We start from the raw sequence: 15,956 nt of genomic DNA on the forward strand, positions 1-15,956 counted from the left end.
CGATAACACTTAGAAACTGCCCATCTCTTCGAATTGCAAGACATAGAGGCGGCTCGCCACTTGTGCTACACGTGCAATTTGAAACGCGACTGATGGCGTAATGTAAGGCGAGGCAATCATTTTGATGAAACCCTCGTAGTGGCCTGCATCGTTGCATGAGTGATAGATCAAATTACTCATTTGCTGATCCGTGAGCGCTAGCGCCTGTTTCAGATTTTGCGCCCATCGACCGGTCAGCTTTCTCCCCACACCTTCAATAATGAAGGTCACACCGAATGCAGGAAGGGGATTTGGCGCACTGGTTTGCTGGAATACATAAGCGGACAATGCTTCATAACCGATATTGCGCGGGTACTGAGTGATGTTCTTTAGATCGCCGCCCACGGCGACGTAGTCTCGCTCAAGCAGATGGAAATCCTGGTGCTCGCGACTCACGTGTGCGATGAGTGCATTGCGAATGACTTCATGCCCCTCGTCCATATTTGACGCCGCACGGAGCATCCAGCGCGGACCGTCGTGATAGCACATATTGATGAGAAAATCTCTATACTCAACAAGAGTAATAGTGCGCTCATTGATGGATCGAACGATGGGGGTGGCATTCAGTTTCTTTTCGAATTCGTACCATGTCACGGCTAAAGACAACCCTAGCCATCTCGCCGCCAGATTATCCACTTTCGACAAATTGGCACCCACGGGTGACTGCTCGTACAACTCATCAATAGAGACGCTGTGCTTGATTTCTGGAAGTTGCATTTCACACCTTTGCCATTATTAACACACGCCTGCACAGCCGCTTCTAAACAGTCGAGCGCTGTTTGTTCCAACTGACGTGTTTTTGTAATGCTAGAGGTGCTTACAGAAGTTAAATGTAGGGAAAATCTCAAACAGTCCAAATTATCTTTTGAGTTGACGTTGCGTCTTACAGGCAAAAAAGATAAGCCGCATTCAGACCTGGTCCATGTGGCTGTACCGGCATTGGCCGGCGCAGCCATCGCAGCATAGGTCAAGCTAGCGTACGGCTCCCCGTAGTTCATTGACCAATTCATACAGTTGTGAAGGCGTCGCAACGGGCACAGTGACCGGTTGACCGGCGACCAATGTCACGCGCGACCAAAACCGCCGAAACACGCCTTTTTGTGGATCACGACTGAAAAAGCTCCCCCACAACCCCTGCAACGCCAGCGGAATCACCGGTACCGGTGTCTCTTCCAGAATCCGCGTCACGCCACCGCGAAACTCATTCATCTGACCATCGCCGGTCAACTTGCCTTCCGGAAAGATGCACACCAGCTCGCCGTCCTTCAGGTATTCGGCAATCCGCGTGAAGGCCTTTTCGTAGATCTGGATGTCTTCGTGACGCCCGGCAATCGGAATCGCCCCGGCGGTGCGGAAGATAAAGTTGAGCACCGGCAAGCGGTAGATCTTGTAGTACATGACGAAACGAATCGGCCGACGCACTGCGCCACCAATCAGCAACGCATCGACAAACGACACATGATTGCAAACGAGCAAGGCCGCGCCTTCATCCGGAATCCGCTCCAGGTTGCGGTGCTCGACGCGGTACATGGAATGGCTGAGCAGCCAGATCATGAAGCGCATGGTGAACTCGGGCACGATCTTGAAGATGTAGGTATTGACCGCGATGTTGAGCAGCGACACCACCAGGAACAACTCGGGGATCGACAGCCTGGCCACGCTCAGCAGCAGGATCGACACGATGGCCGACACCACCATGAACAGTGCATTGAGAATGTTGTTGGCCGCGATCACGCGCGCGCGCTCGTTTTCGGCGGTGCGCGACTGAATCAGTGCGTACAGCGGCACGATGTAAAAGCCGCCGAACACGCCCAGGCCGAGGATATCGAACAACACCCACCAGGCTTGCCCGTAGCCGAGCACTGCCAGCCAGTCGTTGGCCTGGACATTCTGGGGGAAGCCGCCGGAATGCCACCAGAGCAGCAGGCCGAACACCGTCAGGCCGAACGAGCCGAACGGCACCAGGCCGATTTCCACCTTACGGCCCGAGAGCTTTTCGCAGAGCATCGAGCCCAGGGCGATCCCCACCGAGAACACGGTGAGGATCAGGGTGACGACGGTTTCGTCGCCATACAACCATTCCTTGGCGTAGGCCGGAATCTGCGTCAGGTAGATCGCGCCGACGAACCAGAACCAGGAATTGCCGACAATGGACCGCGACACCGCCGGGGTCTGTCCCAGGCCCATGCGCAACGTGGCCCAGGACTGGGTGAAGATATTCCAGTCCAGGCGCAATTGCGGGGTGGAAGCCGCCGCCCGTGGAATGCTGCGGCTGGCCAGGTACCCCAACACCGCCACGCCGACAATCGCCACGGCCACTACCGGCGCGTAATGGGTGGACGACATCATGATGCCCGCGCCGAGGGTGCCGGCAAGAATCGCCAGGAACGTGCCCATTTCCACCAGACCGTTGCCGCCGACCAGCTCATCGTCATGCAGAGCCTGGGGCATGATCGAATATTTCACCGGGCCGAACAGCGCCGAATGGGTGCCCATGGCGAACAGTGCCAACAGCATCAACGCCAGGTGGTTGAATAGAAAACCGGTGGCGCCCACGGCCATGATCACGATTTCACCGAGCTTGATCGCGCGGATCAACGCGTCCTTGTTGAATTTCTCGCCAAACTGCCCGGCCAGCGCCGAGAACAGGAAGAACGGCAGGATGAACAGCAAGGCGCACAGGTTGACCCAGATGGAACGGTCGCCCTCGATGGTGAGCTTGTAGAGAATCGCCAGAATCAGCGATTGCTTGAAGATGTTATCGTTGAAAGCGCCCAACAGCTGGGTGATGAAAAACGGCAGGAAACGCCGTGTGCGCAGCAAGGTGAATTGTGAGGGATGGCTCATCGTCCGTGTTCCTGCGTGGCCTGTTATTGATCAGGCCACGACTTTACCTAATCCTGCTTACTTATTCGCTAACCCCGCAATGCACGGCGAAACAAAAAGCTCGCCTTTGTAGGCGCCCTTCACCGTGCGCTTGGCCACGATCAGCCACATCAGCGCCAGAGCCACCACCAGCACACTGCCCAATACGCTGAAGAACCCCAGGTGCAGCAGGCCTGCTAGCTTGAGCGTGGCCAGCGCGTAAACCCCCAGCGGAAAGGTAAAGCCCCACCAGCCCAGGTTGAACGGAATACCGGCGCGCAGGTAACGCAGGGTGATCAACACCGCCATCAACATCCACCACAAGCCGAAGCCCCACAGGGTGATGCCTGCCACCAGACCAAGCCCGTTGGCCATTTCGCCGACACCCGGCAGGCCATTGGCGGCGAAGATCGCGGGCGCATCGCCGCCCAGCAGCAACATGCCCAGGGCACCGGTGCCGATGGGGCCCAGCGCCAGCCAGCTCGACGCCGCCATATTGGCGTGGGGCAGTTTGTGCAGGGCCATGCGCAGCATCAGGATGGTCAGGATGCTGAAGGCGACCGGCAGGGAGAACGCCCAGAGTACGTAACTGGTCACCAGCATCACCAGTTGCCCATGGGCATCCGCCAGGTGCGGCGCCAGCAGGCCACCGCTGGCGGCGGCGACTTCGGCGGCCACCACCGGGAGCAGCCACACCGCAGTCATCTGGTCGATGCTGTGTTCCTGGCGGGTGAACATCATGAACGGAATCAACACACCACAGGCCAACGCCATGACCACGTCCAGCCACCACAGGGCTTCGGCCAGGGGAATCACATCGCTGCCCCAACGCGGCAGTCCGAACAGCAGCAAACCATTGAGAAGAGTGGCCAAGCCCATGGGGATGGTGCCGAAAAACATCGAGACCGTCGAATGCCCGAAAATCCGGCGCGCCTCGTGGAAAAACATCACCCAACGCGCGGCATACAGGACGCTGAACAAGACGAACAAGCCGATGGTGAACATCCACAGGCCTTCGGCAACCGCATGCAAGCCGGGCAGATTGACCGGCAGTTGCGCCAGGGCCAGCGCCAGCACGCCGGTGCCCATGGTCGCGGCAAACCAGTTCGGGGTGAACTGGCGAATCACTTCCCGGGGACGGGTCAGGTGGCTGAAGGGTTTATAGCTGGTGGTAGTCGAGCAGGTCATGATGGCAATCCTCTTCCTCGCATGAGGTTGCAGCCATCATAGAAGCGTATCGAATATCTATATAACGGGTAATATCTCTAACAGTTATCTGTTTTACAGATGTTCAGCACTGGCGTGCGCTGCCATGACAGTCCGGCCAAGGCACCCACGGCGAGCAGAATAATCAGCGCGCCGTACGCATCCGTGGTCGCAATCAGACCGAATTCGCGACTCAGGTTACCGGCCAACAGCGCCGGCAGGCAGAACGCCAGGTAACTCAGTACATAGAACGCCGACATCAACCCCGCTCGCTCGTGAGGCAGCGCCAACCCTACGATGCTGCGCACACTGCCCATGAACCCGCCGCCGAAACCCAGGCCGGCAACCACACTGGCAGCAAAGAACAGCCACAGGCTGGCACTTTGCACAGCCACCAGCAACAGTGCCACGCCGGTCGCCAGCAGTACCGCCGACAGCCGCATGACCTTGTCCGCAGGGTGCTCGCGCAGGCTGTAGATCATCACCGCACCACTGAGGGTGATCACCGCCACCAGGCCACCGCCAATCAGGTGCGACGTCGACCCCGTCGCGGCCCGCACCAACGAGGGCGCCAGGGATGAAAAGAACCCTCCCAGCGCCCATACCGCCACATTCAGCGGCATTGCCAAGGCCAGGGCACGGCGTGCCTGCTTCGGTACATGCAGAGTCGGCGCCAGGGACTTCAAGGCCCCCGGAATGCGGCTGACGGTTTCCGGCAAGCGCCAGACATACAACGCCTGAAGCACCATCAATCCGAGCAGGGCGAAGTAGATCAGTTGGGTCGGCCACGGTGCGTATTCCACCAGCAAACCGCTGCCCAGGCCGCCACTGGCCATCCCCAGCATCGGCGCGAGACTGTTGAGCATCGGCCCGCGCAGGCGGTCGGTGTCAAGCAACGTCGCACCCAAGACTGCCGTCGCCGTCCCGGTGGCGAAGCCCTGCAGCGCGCGCGCGGCGATCAGGTACGCGGTGCTATCGGCGTTGATAAATAACAGCATCGCCACGATATTCAGGATCAACGCGACGAAAATCACCGGCTTGCGCCCGACGTAATCCGACAGCGAGCCCACCGTCAGCAGCGCCGCCAGCAGGCTCACGGCATACACGGCAAAGATCAGCGTCAGCATCGCCGCGGAGAAATGCAGGTTGTCCTGATACACCTGATACAAGGGCGTCGGCGCGCTGGATGCGGCGAGAAAGGTCAGTACGGTGATGGCCAGGAATGTCAGGCTGGAACGTTGAGACAGGTTGTTGGGCATAGGCTTGCTGGACATAGGCACGCTCCGCTAAAGCTAATATTTTGCTTTTGTGAAGTGTGCTACCCGTCGACGCTTAAAGCAAATTCTTTGTGTTAAGGTTTTATCCATGGCGATCAAAGAAGGCCTTCGCCCGGGGGGCCGTAGTGCCCGGGTACAAGAATCGGTGCATTCGGCCGTCCGCGAACTGCTGCAGGCCCATGAACGCGCCACCATCACCGTACCGATGATTGCGACACGCGCGGGCGTCACCCCCTCGACCATATACCGGCGCTGGGGCGACCTTTCCGCAGTGCTGGCCGATGTAGCCCTGGCACGCATGCGCCCGGACACCGAGCCGGCCACTACCGGCAGCCTGCGCGGCGACCTGCTGGCCTGGGCTGAGCAATACCTGGACGAAATGAGTTCGGAGCCCGGGCGCAACATGATGCGCGACGTGCAATGCAGCCTGACGCCGGGGTATTGCGTGAGTATCTTGAGCGGGCAGCTACAGGTCATTGTCGATCGTTACCCGGAGCAGGCAGCCCCCAGCGTGGATCGCCTGATCAACCTGCTCGCGGCACCCACGGTATTCCGAATTCTGTTCTCGACAGAGCCCCTGAGCATCGAAGAGCTGCATGCCCTGATCGACCTGGCACTGACAAACTAAAGCCTTGCACAAAACAAATGTGGGAGGGGGCTTGCCCCCGATGACGGTGTGTCAGCTGCAGATGAGCTGGCTGACACACCACTATCGGGGGCAAGCCCCCTCCCACATTTTTAACCGCGTTTAACCAGTATTACGTACGCATCCCACGCCCGCTGACCAGCAACCGCGCGCATCCGACGTACAAGACGATGGTGGCAACGATCATGAAGGTGATCGCCACGCTGATCTTGATATCCGACACCCCCAGGATGCCGTAGCGGAAGGCGTTGACCATGTGCAGCACCGGGTTGGCCAGGGACACGGTCTGCCAGAACGGCGGCAGCAACGTGATGGAGTAGAACACCCCGCCCAGGTAGGTCAGCGGCGTGAGTACGAACGTCGGGATGATCGAAATATCATCGAAGTTGCGCGCAAACACGGCATTGATGAAGCCCAGCAGCGAAAAGATCGTCGCCGTCAGCACTACCACCAGAATGGTGACGCCCAGGTGATGCACTTGCAGATGGGTGAAGAACAACGACAGCAAGGTCACGATCACGCCCACCATCAGGCCACGCAGCACGCCGCCCAAGGTATAGCCGATCAGGATCGTGTGCGGCGACACCGGTGAAACCATCAGCTCTTCAATGGAGCGCTGGAACTTGCTGCCAAAGAAGCTCGACACCACGTTGCCGTAGGAGTTGGTGATCACCGACATCATGATCAGGCCCGGCACGATGTACTCCATGTAGGTGAAACCACCCATGTCACCGATTTGCCGACCGATCAGGTTACCGAAGATCACGAAGTACAGCACCATGGTGATCGCCGGGGGCAGCAAGGTCTGCGGCCAGATTCGGGTAAAGCGCTTCACCTCGCGGTAGACGATGGTCTGCAGCGCGACGAGGTTGGGTTGCAGTTCAGAACTCATACCGCCACCTTCGCCAGATTTTTCTCCACCAGGGACACGAACAACTCCTCAAGGCGATTGGTTTTGTTACGCAGGCTCGATACCTCGATGTTCTGGGTCGCCAGTTGGCTGAACAGCGCGGTGATACCCATGGCTTTGTCCACCTGGACTTCCAGCGTGTGGCTGTCCACCAGACGGCTCGGGTAGCCCAACAGTTGCGGCGGCGCCGACAGATTGTTCTTCAGGTCGAGCAGGAAAGTTTCCACATGCAACTGGCCCAGCAGGTTGCGCATGCTGGTGTTCTCGACAATGGTGCCGTGGTCGATGATGCCGATGTTGCGGCACAGCTGTTCGGCTTCCTCGAGGTAGTGCGTGGTGAGGATGATGGTGATGCCCTTCTCGTTCAGCTCAGTGAGAAAGGTCCACATCGACCGACGCAACTCGATGTCCACGCCTGCGGTGGGTTCGTCGAGGATCAGCAGACGCGGTTCATGCACCAGCGCGCGGGCGATCATCAGACGCCGCTTCATGCCACCGGACAACGAGCGCGAAGGCACGTCACGCTTGTCCCACAGGCCCAGTTGGGTCAGGTACTGTTCGGCGCGCTCCTTGGCGATTTTCATCGGGATGCCGTAGTAGCCGGCCTGCGTCACGACGATGTCGAAGGTCTTTTCAAACTGGTTGAAATTGAATTCCTGGGGCACTACGCCGATCGAGCGCTTGAGCGCCGCCGGGGATTTGTCCAGGTCATGACCGAAGATATTCACCGTGCCGCTGGTCTTGTTGACCAGGGTCGAGAGGATACCGATGGTGGTGGATTTGCCGGCACCGTTGGGGCCGAGCAGCGCGAAGAAGTCACCTTCGGCAACGTCCAGATCGATACCACTCAGGGCCTGGAAACCGTTGCCGTAGGTTTTGGTTAGCTGCCGGATGGACAGAGCGGAACTCATATCGGATTACGCACCAAAGAAAAGAATAGAAACAATAGATGAGGGCGCACCGCAGGTAGTTCAACCTGCGATGGGGTGCGAGCATGGTGCGTGCCCGCGCCACACAAGTACAGTCACCTGTATTAATAGTGTGTATCAGGTCAACGCGGTCATCACTGCCCTGCGGTAGGCCGGACGTTGTTGCAGGCGCTGGTACCAGGCCTCCAGGTTGGGCATTGCCGGGCGTTCGATAGGCATCTCGAACCAGGCGTAGATAAAGCAGCCCAGGGGGATATCGCCCATGCCGAACGCCTTCCCGGAGAGGTACGGTTGCGCGCCCAGGGCCTGTTCGACGGTGCTGAGTGCATCGATGCAGGCTTGGCGCCCGGCATTGATACTGTCCCAGTTGCGCTTTTCGGGGGGTGTACGCAGGATGCCCCAGAACACCGCTTTGAACGGATCGGCGAGCGTCGACGTGGTCCAGTCCATCCACTTCTCGGCGCTGGCCCGGATTTGCAGGTCACGGGGGTAAAAATCCGACGCATGCTTGGCGCACAGGTAGCGCACGATGGTGTTGGATTCCCACAGTACAAAGTCGCCATCTTCGATCATCGGCACCCGGCCATTGGGGTTCAAGGCCCGGTACTGCGGGGTGTCGACCACACCAAACGCCCCGCCCGCATCAATTGCCTCATAGTCCAGGCCGAGCTCCTCGGCGCACCACAGTGCTTTCCTGACGTTTGATGAATTTTTACGACCCCAGATTTTCAGCATGACCGCGCCTTATCGTTGTTGAACATGGGCTTGATGAACGCCGCAGCATACGCCGGTTCACACGTGGCTCAAATCACTGTGCATGACGCCTGGCATTGAGTCAGCGCAACGCACAGCCTTACACGCAGCGTGGTGAATACTGACTGCATGGTCATATAAATCCCCATGGGTTCCGCGACGTTTCTGGGCGAACTCCACCACCACAGGGCGGTCACTATCGATGAAGCGGCTGGGACTCAGGTACATAGCGCACTGATGGCTATCCCCAGTACAACTTGTAACACCCTGATCACCCCGCTTGGCCGGACGCCGTCTAAGCTCCCTGGTGGTTTCGCCCTGGTTTCACGGAGGATTGAATATGCTGTTGTTGTGGATACTGGTTCTGGTGGTCGGCATTGCCTACCTGGCACACCGCCGCACCGCGCCCCTGCCCGCCTTGGGTGTGGTCGCCGTTTACCTGTTGGCGATGGGCGCCTGGAGCCATGCACCGGGTTGGCTGCTGCTGGTTTTCTGGGTGTTGATCGCCATCGTGGCCGTGCCCCTGTTGCTGCCCGACCTGCGCCGCCAATATTTCACCAAGCCGCTGTTCAGCTGGTTCCAGAAAGTCCTGCCGCCCATGTCCGAAACCGAGCGCGACGCCATCGACGCCGGCACCGTATGGTGGGACGGCGAACTGTTCAGCGGGCGCCCCGACTGGGACAAATTGCTGGCCTACCCCAAGGTGCAACTGACTGAAGAAGAACAGGCGTTCCTCGACGGCCCCACCGAAGAGCTCTGCGCCATGGTCAGCGACTGGGAAATCGGCCAGGCCATGGACCTGCCCCCCGCCGCCTGGGAGCACATCAAGACCCATGGTTTCTTCGCGCTGATCATCCCCAAGGAGTACGGCGGCAAGGGCTTCTCCGCCTATGCGCACTCCCAGGTCGCGATGAAACTGGCGACCCGCAGCGGCGACCTGGCCTCCACCGTGATGGTGCCCAACTCCCTGGGCCCTGCCGAGCTGCTGCTGCACTACGGCACCGACGAGCAACGCAACCATTACCTGCCGCGCCTGGCGCGTGGCGACGATATCCCGTGTTTCGCCCTGACCGGCCCGCTGGCCGGCTCCGATGCCGGCGCCATGCCCGACACCGGCGTCATCTGCAAAGGTGAATGGGAAGGCAAGGAAACCCTCGGCTTGCGCCTGAACTGGGAAAAGCGCTACATCACCCTCGGCCCGGTCGCGACCCTGCTCGGCCTGGCATTCAAGGCCCATGACCCGGACCACCTGCTGGGCGAGGAGGAAGACCTGGGCATCAGTCTCGCGCTGATCCCTACCGACACCCCCGGCGTCGAAATCGGCCGCCGCCACCTGCCCCTGGGCGCCGCGTTCATGAATGGCCCCAACTCGGGCAAGGACGTCTTCATTCCTCTGCAATTCCTCATCGGCGGCCAGGAGATGCTGGGCAAGGGCTGGATGATGTTGATGAACTGCCTGTCCGTGGGGCGTTCGATTTCCCTGCCTGCGGTGGGTACCGGCGCCGCCAAGTTCACCAGCCTGGTGACAGGCCAGTACGCGCAGGTCCGTGAACAGTTCAACGTGCCGCTGTCGGCCTTCGAAGGCATCCAGGAAGCCCTGGCGCGCATCGGCGGCAACGCCTGGCTGATGGACAGCGCGCGCATGCTCACCGCCAATGCCGTGGACCTGGGCGAGAAGCCTTCGGTGCTGTCGGCGATCCTCAAGTACCACCTCACCGAACGCGGCCGCGAGTGCATCAGCCACGCCATGGACGTGCACGGCGGCAAAGGCATCATCATGGGCCCGAACAACTACCTGGGCCGTAGCTGGCAAGGCGCGCCGATCTTCATCACCGTGGAAGGCGCGAATATCCTCTCGCGCAACTTGATGATCTTCGGCCAGGGTGCGATTCGCTGCCATCCGTTCGTGCTCAAGGAAATGGCCCTGGCCGGTCGTGAAGACCGTGATCAGGCATTGAAGGAGTTCGATGGCCTGCTGATGCAACACATCGGCTTCGCCGTGAGCAACGCCGCCAGTACGTTGGTGTTGAACCTGGGCATTGGTCACTTTGAAAAGGCCCCGGGCAACCGTCTGAGCCAGGGTTATTTCCGTGCACTGAACCGTCAGGCCGCCGCGTTCGCCCTGCTCGCGGACCTGAGCATGATGCTGCTGGGCGGCGAGCTGAAACGCCGTGAGCGGCTGTCGGCGCGCCTGGGTGATGTGCTGAGCCATATGTACCTGGCATCGGCGGCGCTCAAGCGTTACCACGACCTGGATTCGCCGGATCACCTGGAACCGCTGTTCGCCTGGGCCATGGAAGAAAGCCTTGGCGAGTCCGAGCGCGCGCTGGATGAACTGCTGAGCAACTTCCCGAACAAGATCCTGGGCTGCCTGTTGCGCGTGATCGTGTTCCCGTTCGGGCGTCGCCATACCGGGCCATCCGACGCTCTGGATGCTGAGGTTGCCGCGGTGCTCGGCCGCGCCAAGGGCGACCCGACCCTGGAAGAGCTGCTGGCTGGGTGCTATCGCCCACAATCGGCGCAAGACCCGGTGGGCGCATTGCAACATGCCTATGACCTGCTCGGCGCCAGCCACCCCCTGCAGAAAAAACTGCACACCGCGCTCAAGAGCGGGCAGGTCAAACCGACTGCCGGTGAGTCCGCCATTGATGCCGCGCTCCACGCCGGCGTGCTGCAACCGGCCGAAGCGCAAACCCTGCGCGATGCCGAAGCGGCGCGGCGCAAGGTGATTGACGTGGATGATTTCAGCAAGCAAGAGCTGGTGCAGGCTGAGGGTAAGGTCCGCTGATACCGGCGGTCATATAAAAACGGGCGCGAGAGGCATATACTCTCGCGCCCGTTTTTGCTTTAGAGGACTTATCTCGTGTCCAACGTCGTTGCCGATCATCTCGTCTTGCTCGACCACCTGCGTAGCATCCTGGTTGCCGTCGGCGAAGCCGAACAGGTACCCGAGGAAAGCCATACGCTGTTTCTGGAACGTTTCGACGAACTGCGCGCCCTGTTGCCGATCGATCCCATTGAAAGCCAATACCTGGGCCAGGACCTGATGAGCCAGGTCATCCTGCGCTACCCGCAGATTGCCCATCTGGTACCGCGCGACCTGCTGTGGTTCTTTGGCGGCGATTGCCTGCATTTCATGCCCGACGACGAACTGGACCTGTACCAGGCCCTCGAAGAACGTCGCTATGAAGCCGAGCTGAACGACGAACCGTTCGACTGGAACCAGGAAAAGCAGTTGCTGGCCATGCCGGATGACCAGAGCAAGCACTGATTATCAGTACACCGAAATCCAAATGTATGGCTTGTTTGGGAGGGGGCTTGCCCCCGATGAGGGAGTGCCAGTAGGCGCATTTTTGACTGAACCATCGCCATCGGGGGCAAGCCCCCTCCCACATGTTTAACCCCATTTCTACCGGCTGCGCAGTGTCGGCTCCTTCGCCATGCACTCCACCAGGTAATCAATAAACACGCGCAACTTGGGCGGCAAGTACCGCGTAGGCGAATGCAACAACCACGCCTCGCCGTGGTACGACGCAATAAAATCCCACGCCGGCAATACCTGCACCAACCGCCCGTCTTCCAAGGCGTGCCGAGCCGTGAAATACGGCAAGCTGCCAATCCCCACATGCTGCAACACCGCATCCAGCCGCACGCCCGTGTGGTTCGCCGCATACCGCCCGCGCACGCCGACCGTCACCGCCTTGGCGCCCTGACGAAACTTCCAGCGAGAGTCACCTGGGGTTTCACCCAGATAAATGCAACTGTGCTCCAACAGATCATGGGGATGGCTCGGCGCGCCATGCTCGGCCAGGTACTGCGGCGTCGCGCACAGCAAATGTTCGATCGGCAATAATTGCCGCCCGATCAAACCGGGCGGTGGGCTGTCGGTGATACGAATGCTCAGATCGACATTGTCGTCGATCAGATCCACAGGCCGATCCTCAAGGATCAGTTGCACATCCACCTTGGGATAACGCCGCAGAAACGCCGGCATATGCGGGTGCACCACAAACCGCCCCACCGCCTTGGGCACGCTGACCCGCACCAGGCCCTCGGCTTCATGGGTAAATTGCCCGCTGATCTCCATGACCGAACGCGCCGCGCTGACCATTTCCCGGCACCGCTTGAACACCTCTTCGCCACCCTCGCTAAGGCGCAGCTTGCGCGTGGTGCGTTGCAACAGGCGGGTCGCCAGTGCCTGTTCCAGGCGCGAAATACTGCGGCTCACCGCCGACGGTGAAACGCTCAGTTGCCGCGCCGCTTCGGAGAAACTGCCGGTTTCCACCACCCTGACGAAAATCGCCATTTCACCCAGCAGCGGCAAAGGAAGATTGATGCTCATGACGCACAGGTCCATTGATATTTGAATGGATTATCACCCATCAGCGCACTACTTATACTGCCCGCATCACCTGGATGCGGATGTAGACGATGACCGAGCGCCTGTTTTTCACCCATGATCACCTGACAGCCGAACTGGAAGTGCTCAACTGCACGCCGCACGAAGCGCAATTTGCCGTGATCCTGCAGTCGACGATTTTCCATCCTCAAGGCGGTGGTCAACCATTCGACACCGGATGGCTGGGCGACAGCCAGGTACTGCGTGTCATGCAGGAAGCCGCGCATGTGGTGCATTACGTCAATCACCCCCTGGAACCCGGCCCCATCACTGCGCGGGTCGATGCACAACGCCGCGCGCTGCACACGCGCCTTCACTCAGCGGGCCATCTGATTGGCAATGCCGGCGAACGCCTGGGCTGGATGCCGATCAAGGCCCATCATTGGCCCGGTGAAGGCAAGATCACCTTTATCCGTGGCGAAGCCGCGCAAGACATGGATGCGCAGGTCCTTCAACAACTGGTCAACGGATGGATAGCCGCAGATTACCCACGCCACATGACGCTGGAAGAAGGCACCCGAGAAGTGGGCTTCGGTGAATTGCCGGCATACGCCTGTGGCGGCACTCATGTTCAAGCACTGAGTGAACTGGGCCAGGTGACGATCCTGACCCTCTCGGAAAAGAAGGGCGCACTGTCGGTACGCTACGAAATCAACTGACACACCGAGGATCAAAATGTGGGAGGGGGCAAGCCCCCTCCCCCATTTGAATCCAGGCTACACAGCCAGCGCCCCCGCCCTGCCCGGCTCCACCACAAACGATTGCAACGTCGAGACCGTGGCCGCCGGGTCGCGTGGGTCGCTGATCACGCGAAAGTGCGTGAGCATCTTCTGCGCGTCCAGTTCCACCGACACATACCCACGCTGGCGACTGTCAAAAAATTTCACATGGGGATTGAGCGGCAGGATGTTCGTGAAGGCCTCATAGGGCGGGCCATCGGAGGTCACCGACGAGCCGACGAATTCGGTCGCCACGATTGATGAGTCTGGGTCATGGGCATCGGCGTGCAGGTCCGTGGTCCAGAACGAGTGGATATCCCCGCCCCAGAACACCGGGTTACTCACGCGATTGCGCTGGATAGACGCCAGCATTCGCTTGCGGTTGGCCATATAGCCATCCCAGCCATCGGTCCAGCGGCCGACCTTATGGAGCGTCAGGTCACGCTGCAGCAGCGGCGCTACCAGCAAGTCCTGGGCGATCACGTTCCATTGCGCCCGGGACTGGGCAAAGCCCTGGTCCAGCCAGGCTTCCTGCTGCCACCCGAGCAAGGTGCGGGCGGGGTCACGCAAGTCGCTGCAGGGGGTGGTGACAATATGCCCTTGATGGCTGCCATTGGCCGCGATGCACGGTTGCTCGGAACGGTACTGGCGGCCGTCGAGCACATGGAAGCGCGCGAGCCGCCCATAGTCCAAGCGCCGGTAAATGCGCATGTCCGGCCCCTTCGGCACGCTGCTCGCACGCAACGGCATATGCTCGTAGAACGCCTGGTAAGCCGCCGCCCGTTGCTGGAGAAACTGCGCCACGGGGATTTTCGGGTCCTGGGACCAGCGGCTGGCATAGTCGTTCTGCACTTCGTGATCGTCCCAGGTCGCCACGCTGGGTGCGGCGGCGTGCAAGGCCTGCAAATCGGGATCGGTCTTGTACAGCGCGTAGCGGTTGCGGTAGTCGCTCAAGCTCACCGCATTACCGCTGCCGTGGGCGCGAAAAACTTTGCCGGAGTCCGCTGCGTAGGAGCTGTCGTAGATATAGTCACCGAGAAAAAACACCAGGTCGGGCCGCTCGGCAGCGAGATGACGGTAGGCGCTGAAATACCCGCGCTCCCAATGCGAACAGGATACGAACCCGAGCCGGGCGGACGCCATCTCATGCCGCGCAGGCGTTGTGCGTGCTTGGCCAATCGGGCTCTGCGCGCCAAGGCCCTCGAACTGATACCAGTACGGCCGGCCCGCCGCCAGCCCCGCCACCTCGACATGGACCGAATGGGCAAAGCGCCCGGTCGCCATCACCTCGCCCTGTTGCACAATGCGTGTCATCGCCGCATCGCTGGCCACCCGCCAACGCACCGCCACCGTACGCTGTAATCCACCGCGTCCGTCCTCGGCATTGAACAACGGCGCCAGGCGCGTCCATATCACAAAGCCATCAGGCAATGGGTCACCGGACGCAACGCCCAGGGTGAACGGATAATCCACCCCGGCACTGCGCGCAAACGGGCTGAGGATGGAAAACACCGTAGCAACCGCCAGCCCGCCGAGTACCCGGCGCCGAGCGCGGTCTACATCGCCGTTCACAGGCAGCGCTCCCAGTCATCACGCACGGTGGCAAACCCGAGCAAGTCCTCATACACGCCGTTCTTTAGAAACGACTGGCGCATGCAGCCTTCATAGCGCAGACCGATCTTTTCCATAACGCGTGCCGATTCTTTGTTACGGCTAAAACACTGGCTACCCACCCGCTGCAATCCGAACCTGGTAAACCCGAAGTCCATCACCGCGCTCGCCGCTTCCGCCGCATAGCCCTGATTGCGCGCATGTGCCGCAACCCAGTACCCCAAGTGGCCATATCGATGCCGAGCATTCATACGCAGGCTGACCATGCCGATCAATTCGTCGGTGCCGCTCACATGCATCCCCAGGTTCAGCAGCCCAGCGGCACGATATTCGTCGGCGATCCCTGCAATGAAACCCTGTGCACTTTCCAAGGTGTAGGGCGACGGAATGTTCGCCGTGTTGTCGGCGATTCCTGGCCCGTTGGCGAGCGTGAAAAGCACCTGGGCCTGATGCATTTCCAGTGCGCGTAACAGCAGTCGCGGGGTCAATAATTGAGGCAATGCAGTGGGCATGGGCGCCGGCTCTCACAATAAATCTCTCAAGCATGTATGCCCTGAGTGTCAGTTTCATTACGTCCAAAACTGACTGGCAAGTTTTCTGAA

Annotated in this window: 14 protein-coding genes and 1 pseudogene; 4 read left to right on the forward strand and 11 right to left on the reverse strand. The window is 60.1% G+C overall.

Annotated elements, in window-relative coordinates; all coding sequences use genetic code 11:
- Positions 1-9: 9 nt before the first annotated feature.
- From PspCFBP13528_RS26095 to PspCFBP13528_RS26110, 4 genes are all read right to left on the reverse strand, one after another.
- Positions 10-756, reverse strand: coding sequence for a 3-oxoacyl-ACP synthase (locus tag PspCFBP13528_RS26095; protein ID WP_137201815.1), 747 nt, complete (start codon positions 754-756; stop codon positions 10-12).
- A gap of 255 nt (positions 757-1,011) precedes the next feature.
- The gene (locus PspCFBP13528_RS26100) at positions 1,012-2,886 is read right to left on the reverse strand and encodes an MFS transporter (protein WP_101221122.1); all 1,875 of its coding nucleotides are present in this window, start codon (positions 2,884-2,886) and stop codon (positions 1,012-1,014) included.
- 57 nt (positions 2,887-2,943) lie between these two features.
- Positions 2,944-4,092: a TDT family transporter gene (locus PspCFBP13528_RS26105; protein WP_137201816.1), complete on the reverse strand. Its 1,149-nt coding sequence runs from the start codon at positions 4,090-4,092 to the stop codon at positions 2,944-2,946.
- 77 nt (positions 4,093-4,169) lie between these two features.
- Positions 4,170-5,369 carry an MFS transporter gene (locus PspCFBP13528_RS26110; RefSeq protein WP_137201830.1) on the reverse strand — a complete coding sequence of 400 codons (1,200 nt, stop codon included), beginning with the start codon at positions 5,367-5,369 and terminating at the stop codon, positions 4,170-4,172.
- Positions 5,370-5,475: 106 nt separating this feature from the next.
- Here PspCFBP13528_RS26110 and PspCFBP13528_RS26115 point away from each other — a divergent pair, with 106 nt between their 5' ends.
- Positions 5,476-6,015, forward strand: coding sequence for a TetR/AcrR family transcriptional regulator (locus PspCFBP13528_RS26115; RefSeq protein ID WP_137201817.1), 540 nt, complete (start codon positions 5,476-5,478; stop codon positions 6,013-6,015).
- A gap of 130 nt (positions 6,016-6,145) precedes the next feature.
- On the opposite strand, the gene PspCFBP13528_RS26120 is transcribed toward PspCFBP13528_RS26115, so the two are convergent.
- The 4 genes and pseudogenes from PspCFBP13528_RS26120 to PspCFBP13528_RS28010 all read right to left on the reverse strand — a co-directional run.
- A complete protein-coding gene (locus tag PspCFBP13528_RS26120; protein ID WP_065888200.1) occupies positions 6,146-6,925 on the reverse strand; it encodes an ABC transporter permease in 780 nt (259 codons plus the stop codon).
- The gene (locus PspCFBP13528_RS26125; protein ID WP_065951136.1) at positions 6,922-7,854 is read right to left on the reverse strand and encodes an ABC transporter ATP-binding protein; all 933 of its coding nucleotides are present in this window, start codon (positions 7,852-7,854) and stop codon (positions 6,922-6,924) included. The genes PspCFBP13528_RS26120 and PspCFBP13528_RS26125 overlap by 4 nt, the downstream gene beginning before the upstream one ends.
- 135 nt (positions 7,855-7,989) lie before the next feature.
- Positions 7,990-8,607: a glutathione S-transferase gene (locus PspCFBP13528_RS26130; RefSeq protein WP_137201818.1), complete on the reverse strand. Its 618-nt coding sequence runs from the start codon at positions 8,605-8,607 to the stop codon at positions 7,990-7,992.
- Between the two features lie 108 nt (positions 8,608-8,715).
- A pseudogene (locus tag PspCFBP13528_RS28010) lies at positions 8,716-8,853 on the reverse strand (cysteine protease); the annotation flags it as partial.
- A gap of 112 nt (positions 8,854-8,965) precedes the next feature.
- On the opposite strand from PspCFBP13528_RS28010, the gene PspCFBP13528_RS26135 reads away from it, so the two are divergent.
- Positions 8,966-11,413 (forward strand): acyl-CoA dehydrogenase, encoded by a 2,448-nt coding sequence (locus PspCFBP13528_RS26135; RefSeq protein ID WP_101221124.1) that lies wholly within the window; start codon positions 8,966-8,968, stop codon positions 11,411-11,413.
- A gap of 75 nt (positions 11,414-11,488) precedes the next feature.
- Complete coding sequence (locus PspCFBP13528_RS26140; protein WP_065951139.1) at positions 11,489-11,896, forward strand: PA2817 family protein; 408 nt, start codon at positions 11,489-11,491, stop codon at positions 11,894-11,896.
- Between the two features lie 138 nt (positions 11,897-12,034).
- On the opposite strand, the gene PspCFBP13528_RS26145 is transcribed toward PspCFBP13528_RS26140, so the two are convergent.
- Positions 12,035-12,967, reverse strand: coding sequence for a LysR family transcriptional regulator (locus tag PspCFBP13528_RS26145; protein ID WP_065951140.1), 933 nt, complete (start codon positions 12,965-12,967; stop codon positions 12,035-12,037).
- A gap of 89 nt (positions 12,968-13,056) precedes the next feature.
- On the opposite strand from PspCFBP13528_RS26145, the gene PspCFBP13528_RS26150 reads away from it, so the two are divergent.
- On the forward strand, positions 13,057-13,683 hold the full coding sequence (locus PspCFBP13528_RS26150) for an alanyl-tRNA editing protein (protein WP_137201819.1): 627 nt from the start codon (positions 13,057-13,059) through the stop codon (positions 13,681-13,683).
- A 57-nt stretch (positions 13,684-13,740) separates the two neighbouring features.
- On the opposite strand, the gene PspCFBP13528_RS26155 is transcribed toward PspCFBP13528_RS26150, so the two are convergent.
- Together PspCFBP13528_RS26155 and PspCFBP13528_RS26160 are read right to left on the reverse strand one after the other, a co-directional pair.
- Positions 13,741-15,315 carry an alkaline phosphatase D family protein gene (locus PspCFBP13528_RS26155; RefSeq protein WP_065951142.1) on the reverse strand — a complete coding sequence of 525 codons (1,575 nt, stop codon included), beginning with the start codon at positions 15,313-15,315 and terminating at the stop codon, positions 13,741-13,743.
- Positions 15,312-15,866 carry a GNAT family protein gene (locus tag PspCFBP13528_RS26160; protein ID WP_137201820.1) on the reverse strand — a complete coding sequence of 185 codons (555 nt, stop codon included), beginning with the start codon at positions 15,864-15,866 and terminating at the stop codon, positions 15,312-15,314. Before PspCFBP13528_RS26160 ends, PspCFBP13528_RS26155 begins: the two co-directional genes overlap by 4 nt.
- Positions 15,867-15,956 lie beyond the last annotated feature (90 nt).

Origin of the sequence: Pseudomonas sp. CFBP13528 (genome assembly GCF_005233615.1) — a bacterium.
Taxonomy (GTDB): Bacteria; Pseudomonadota; Gammaproteobacteria; order Pseudomonadales; family Pseudomonadaceae; genus Aquipseudomonas; species Aquipseudomonas fluorescens_AM.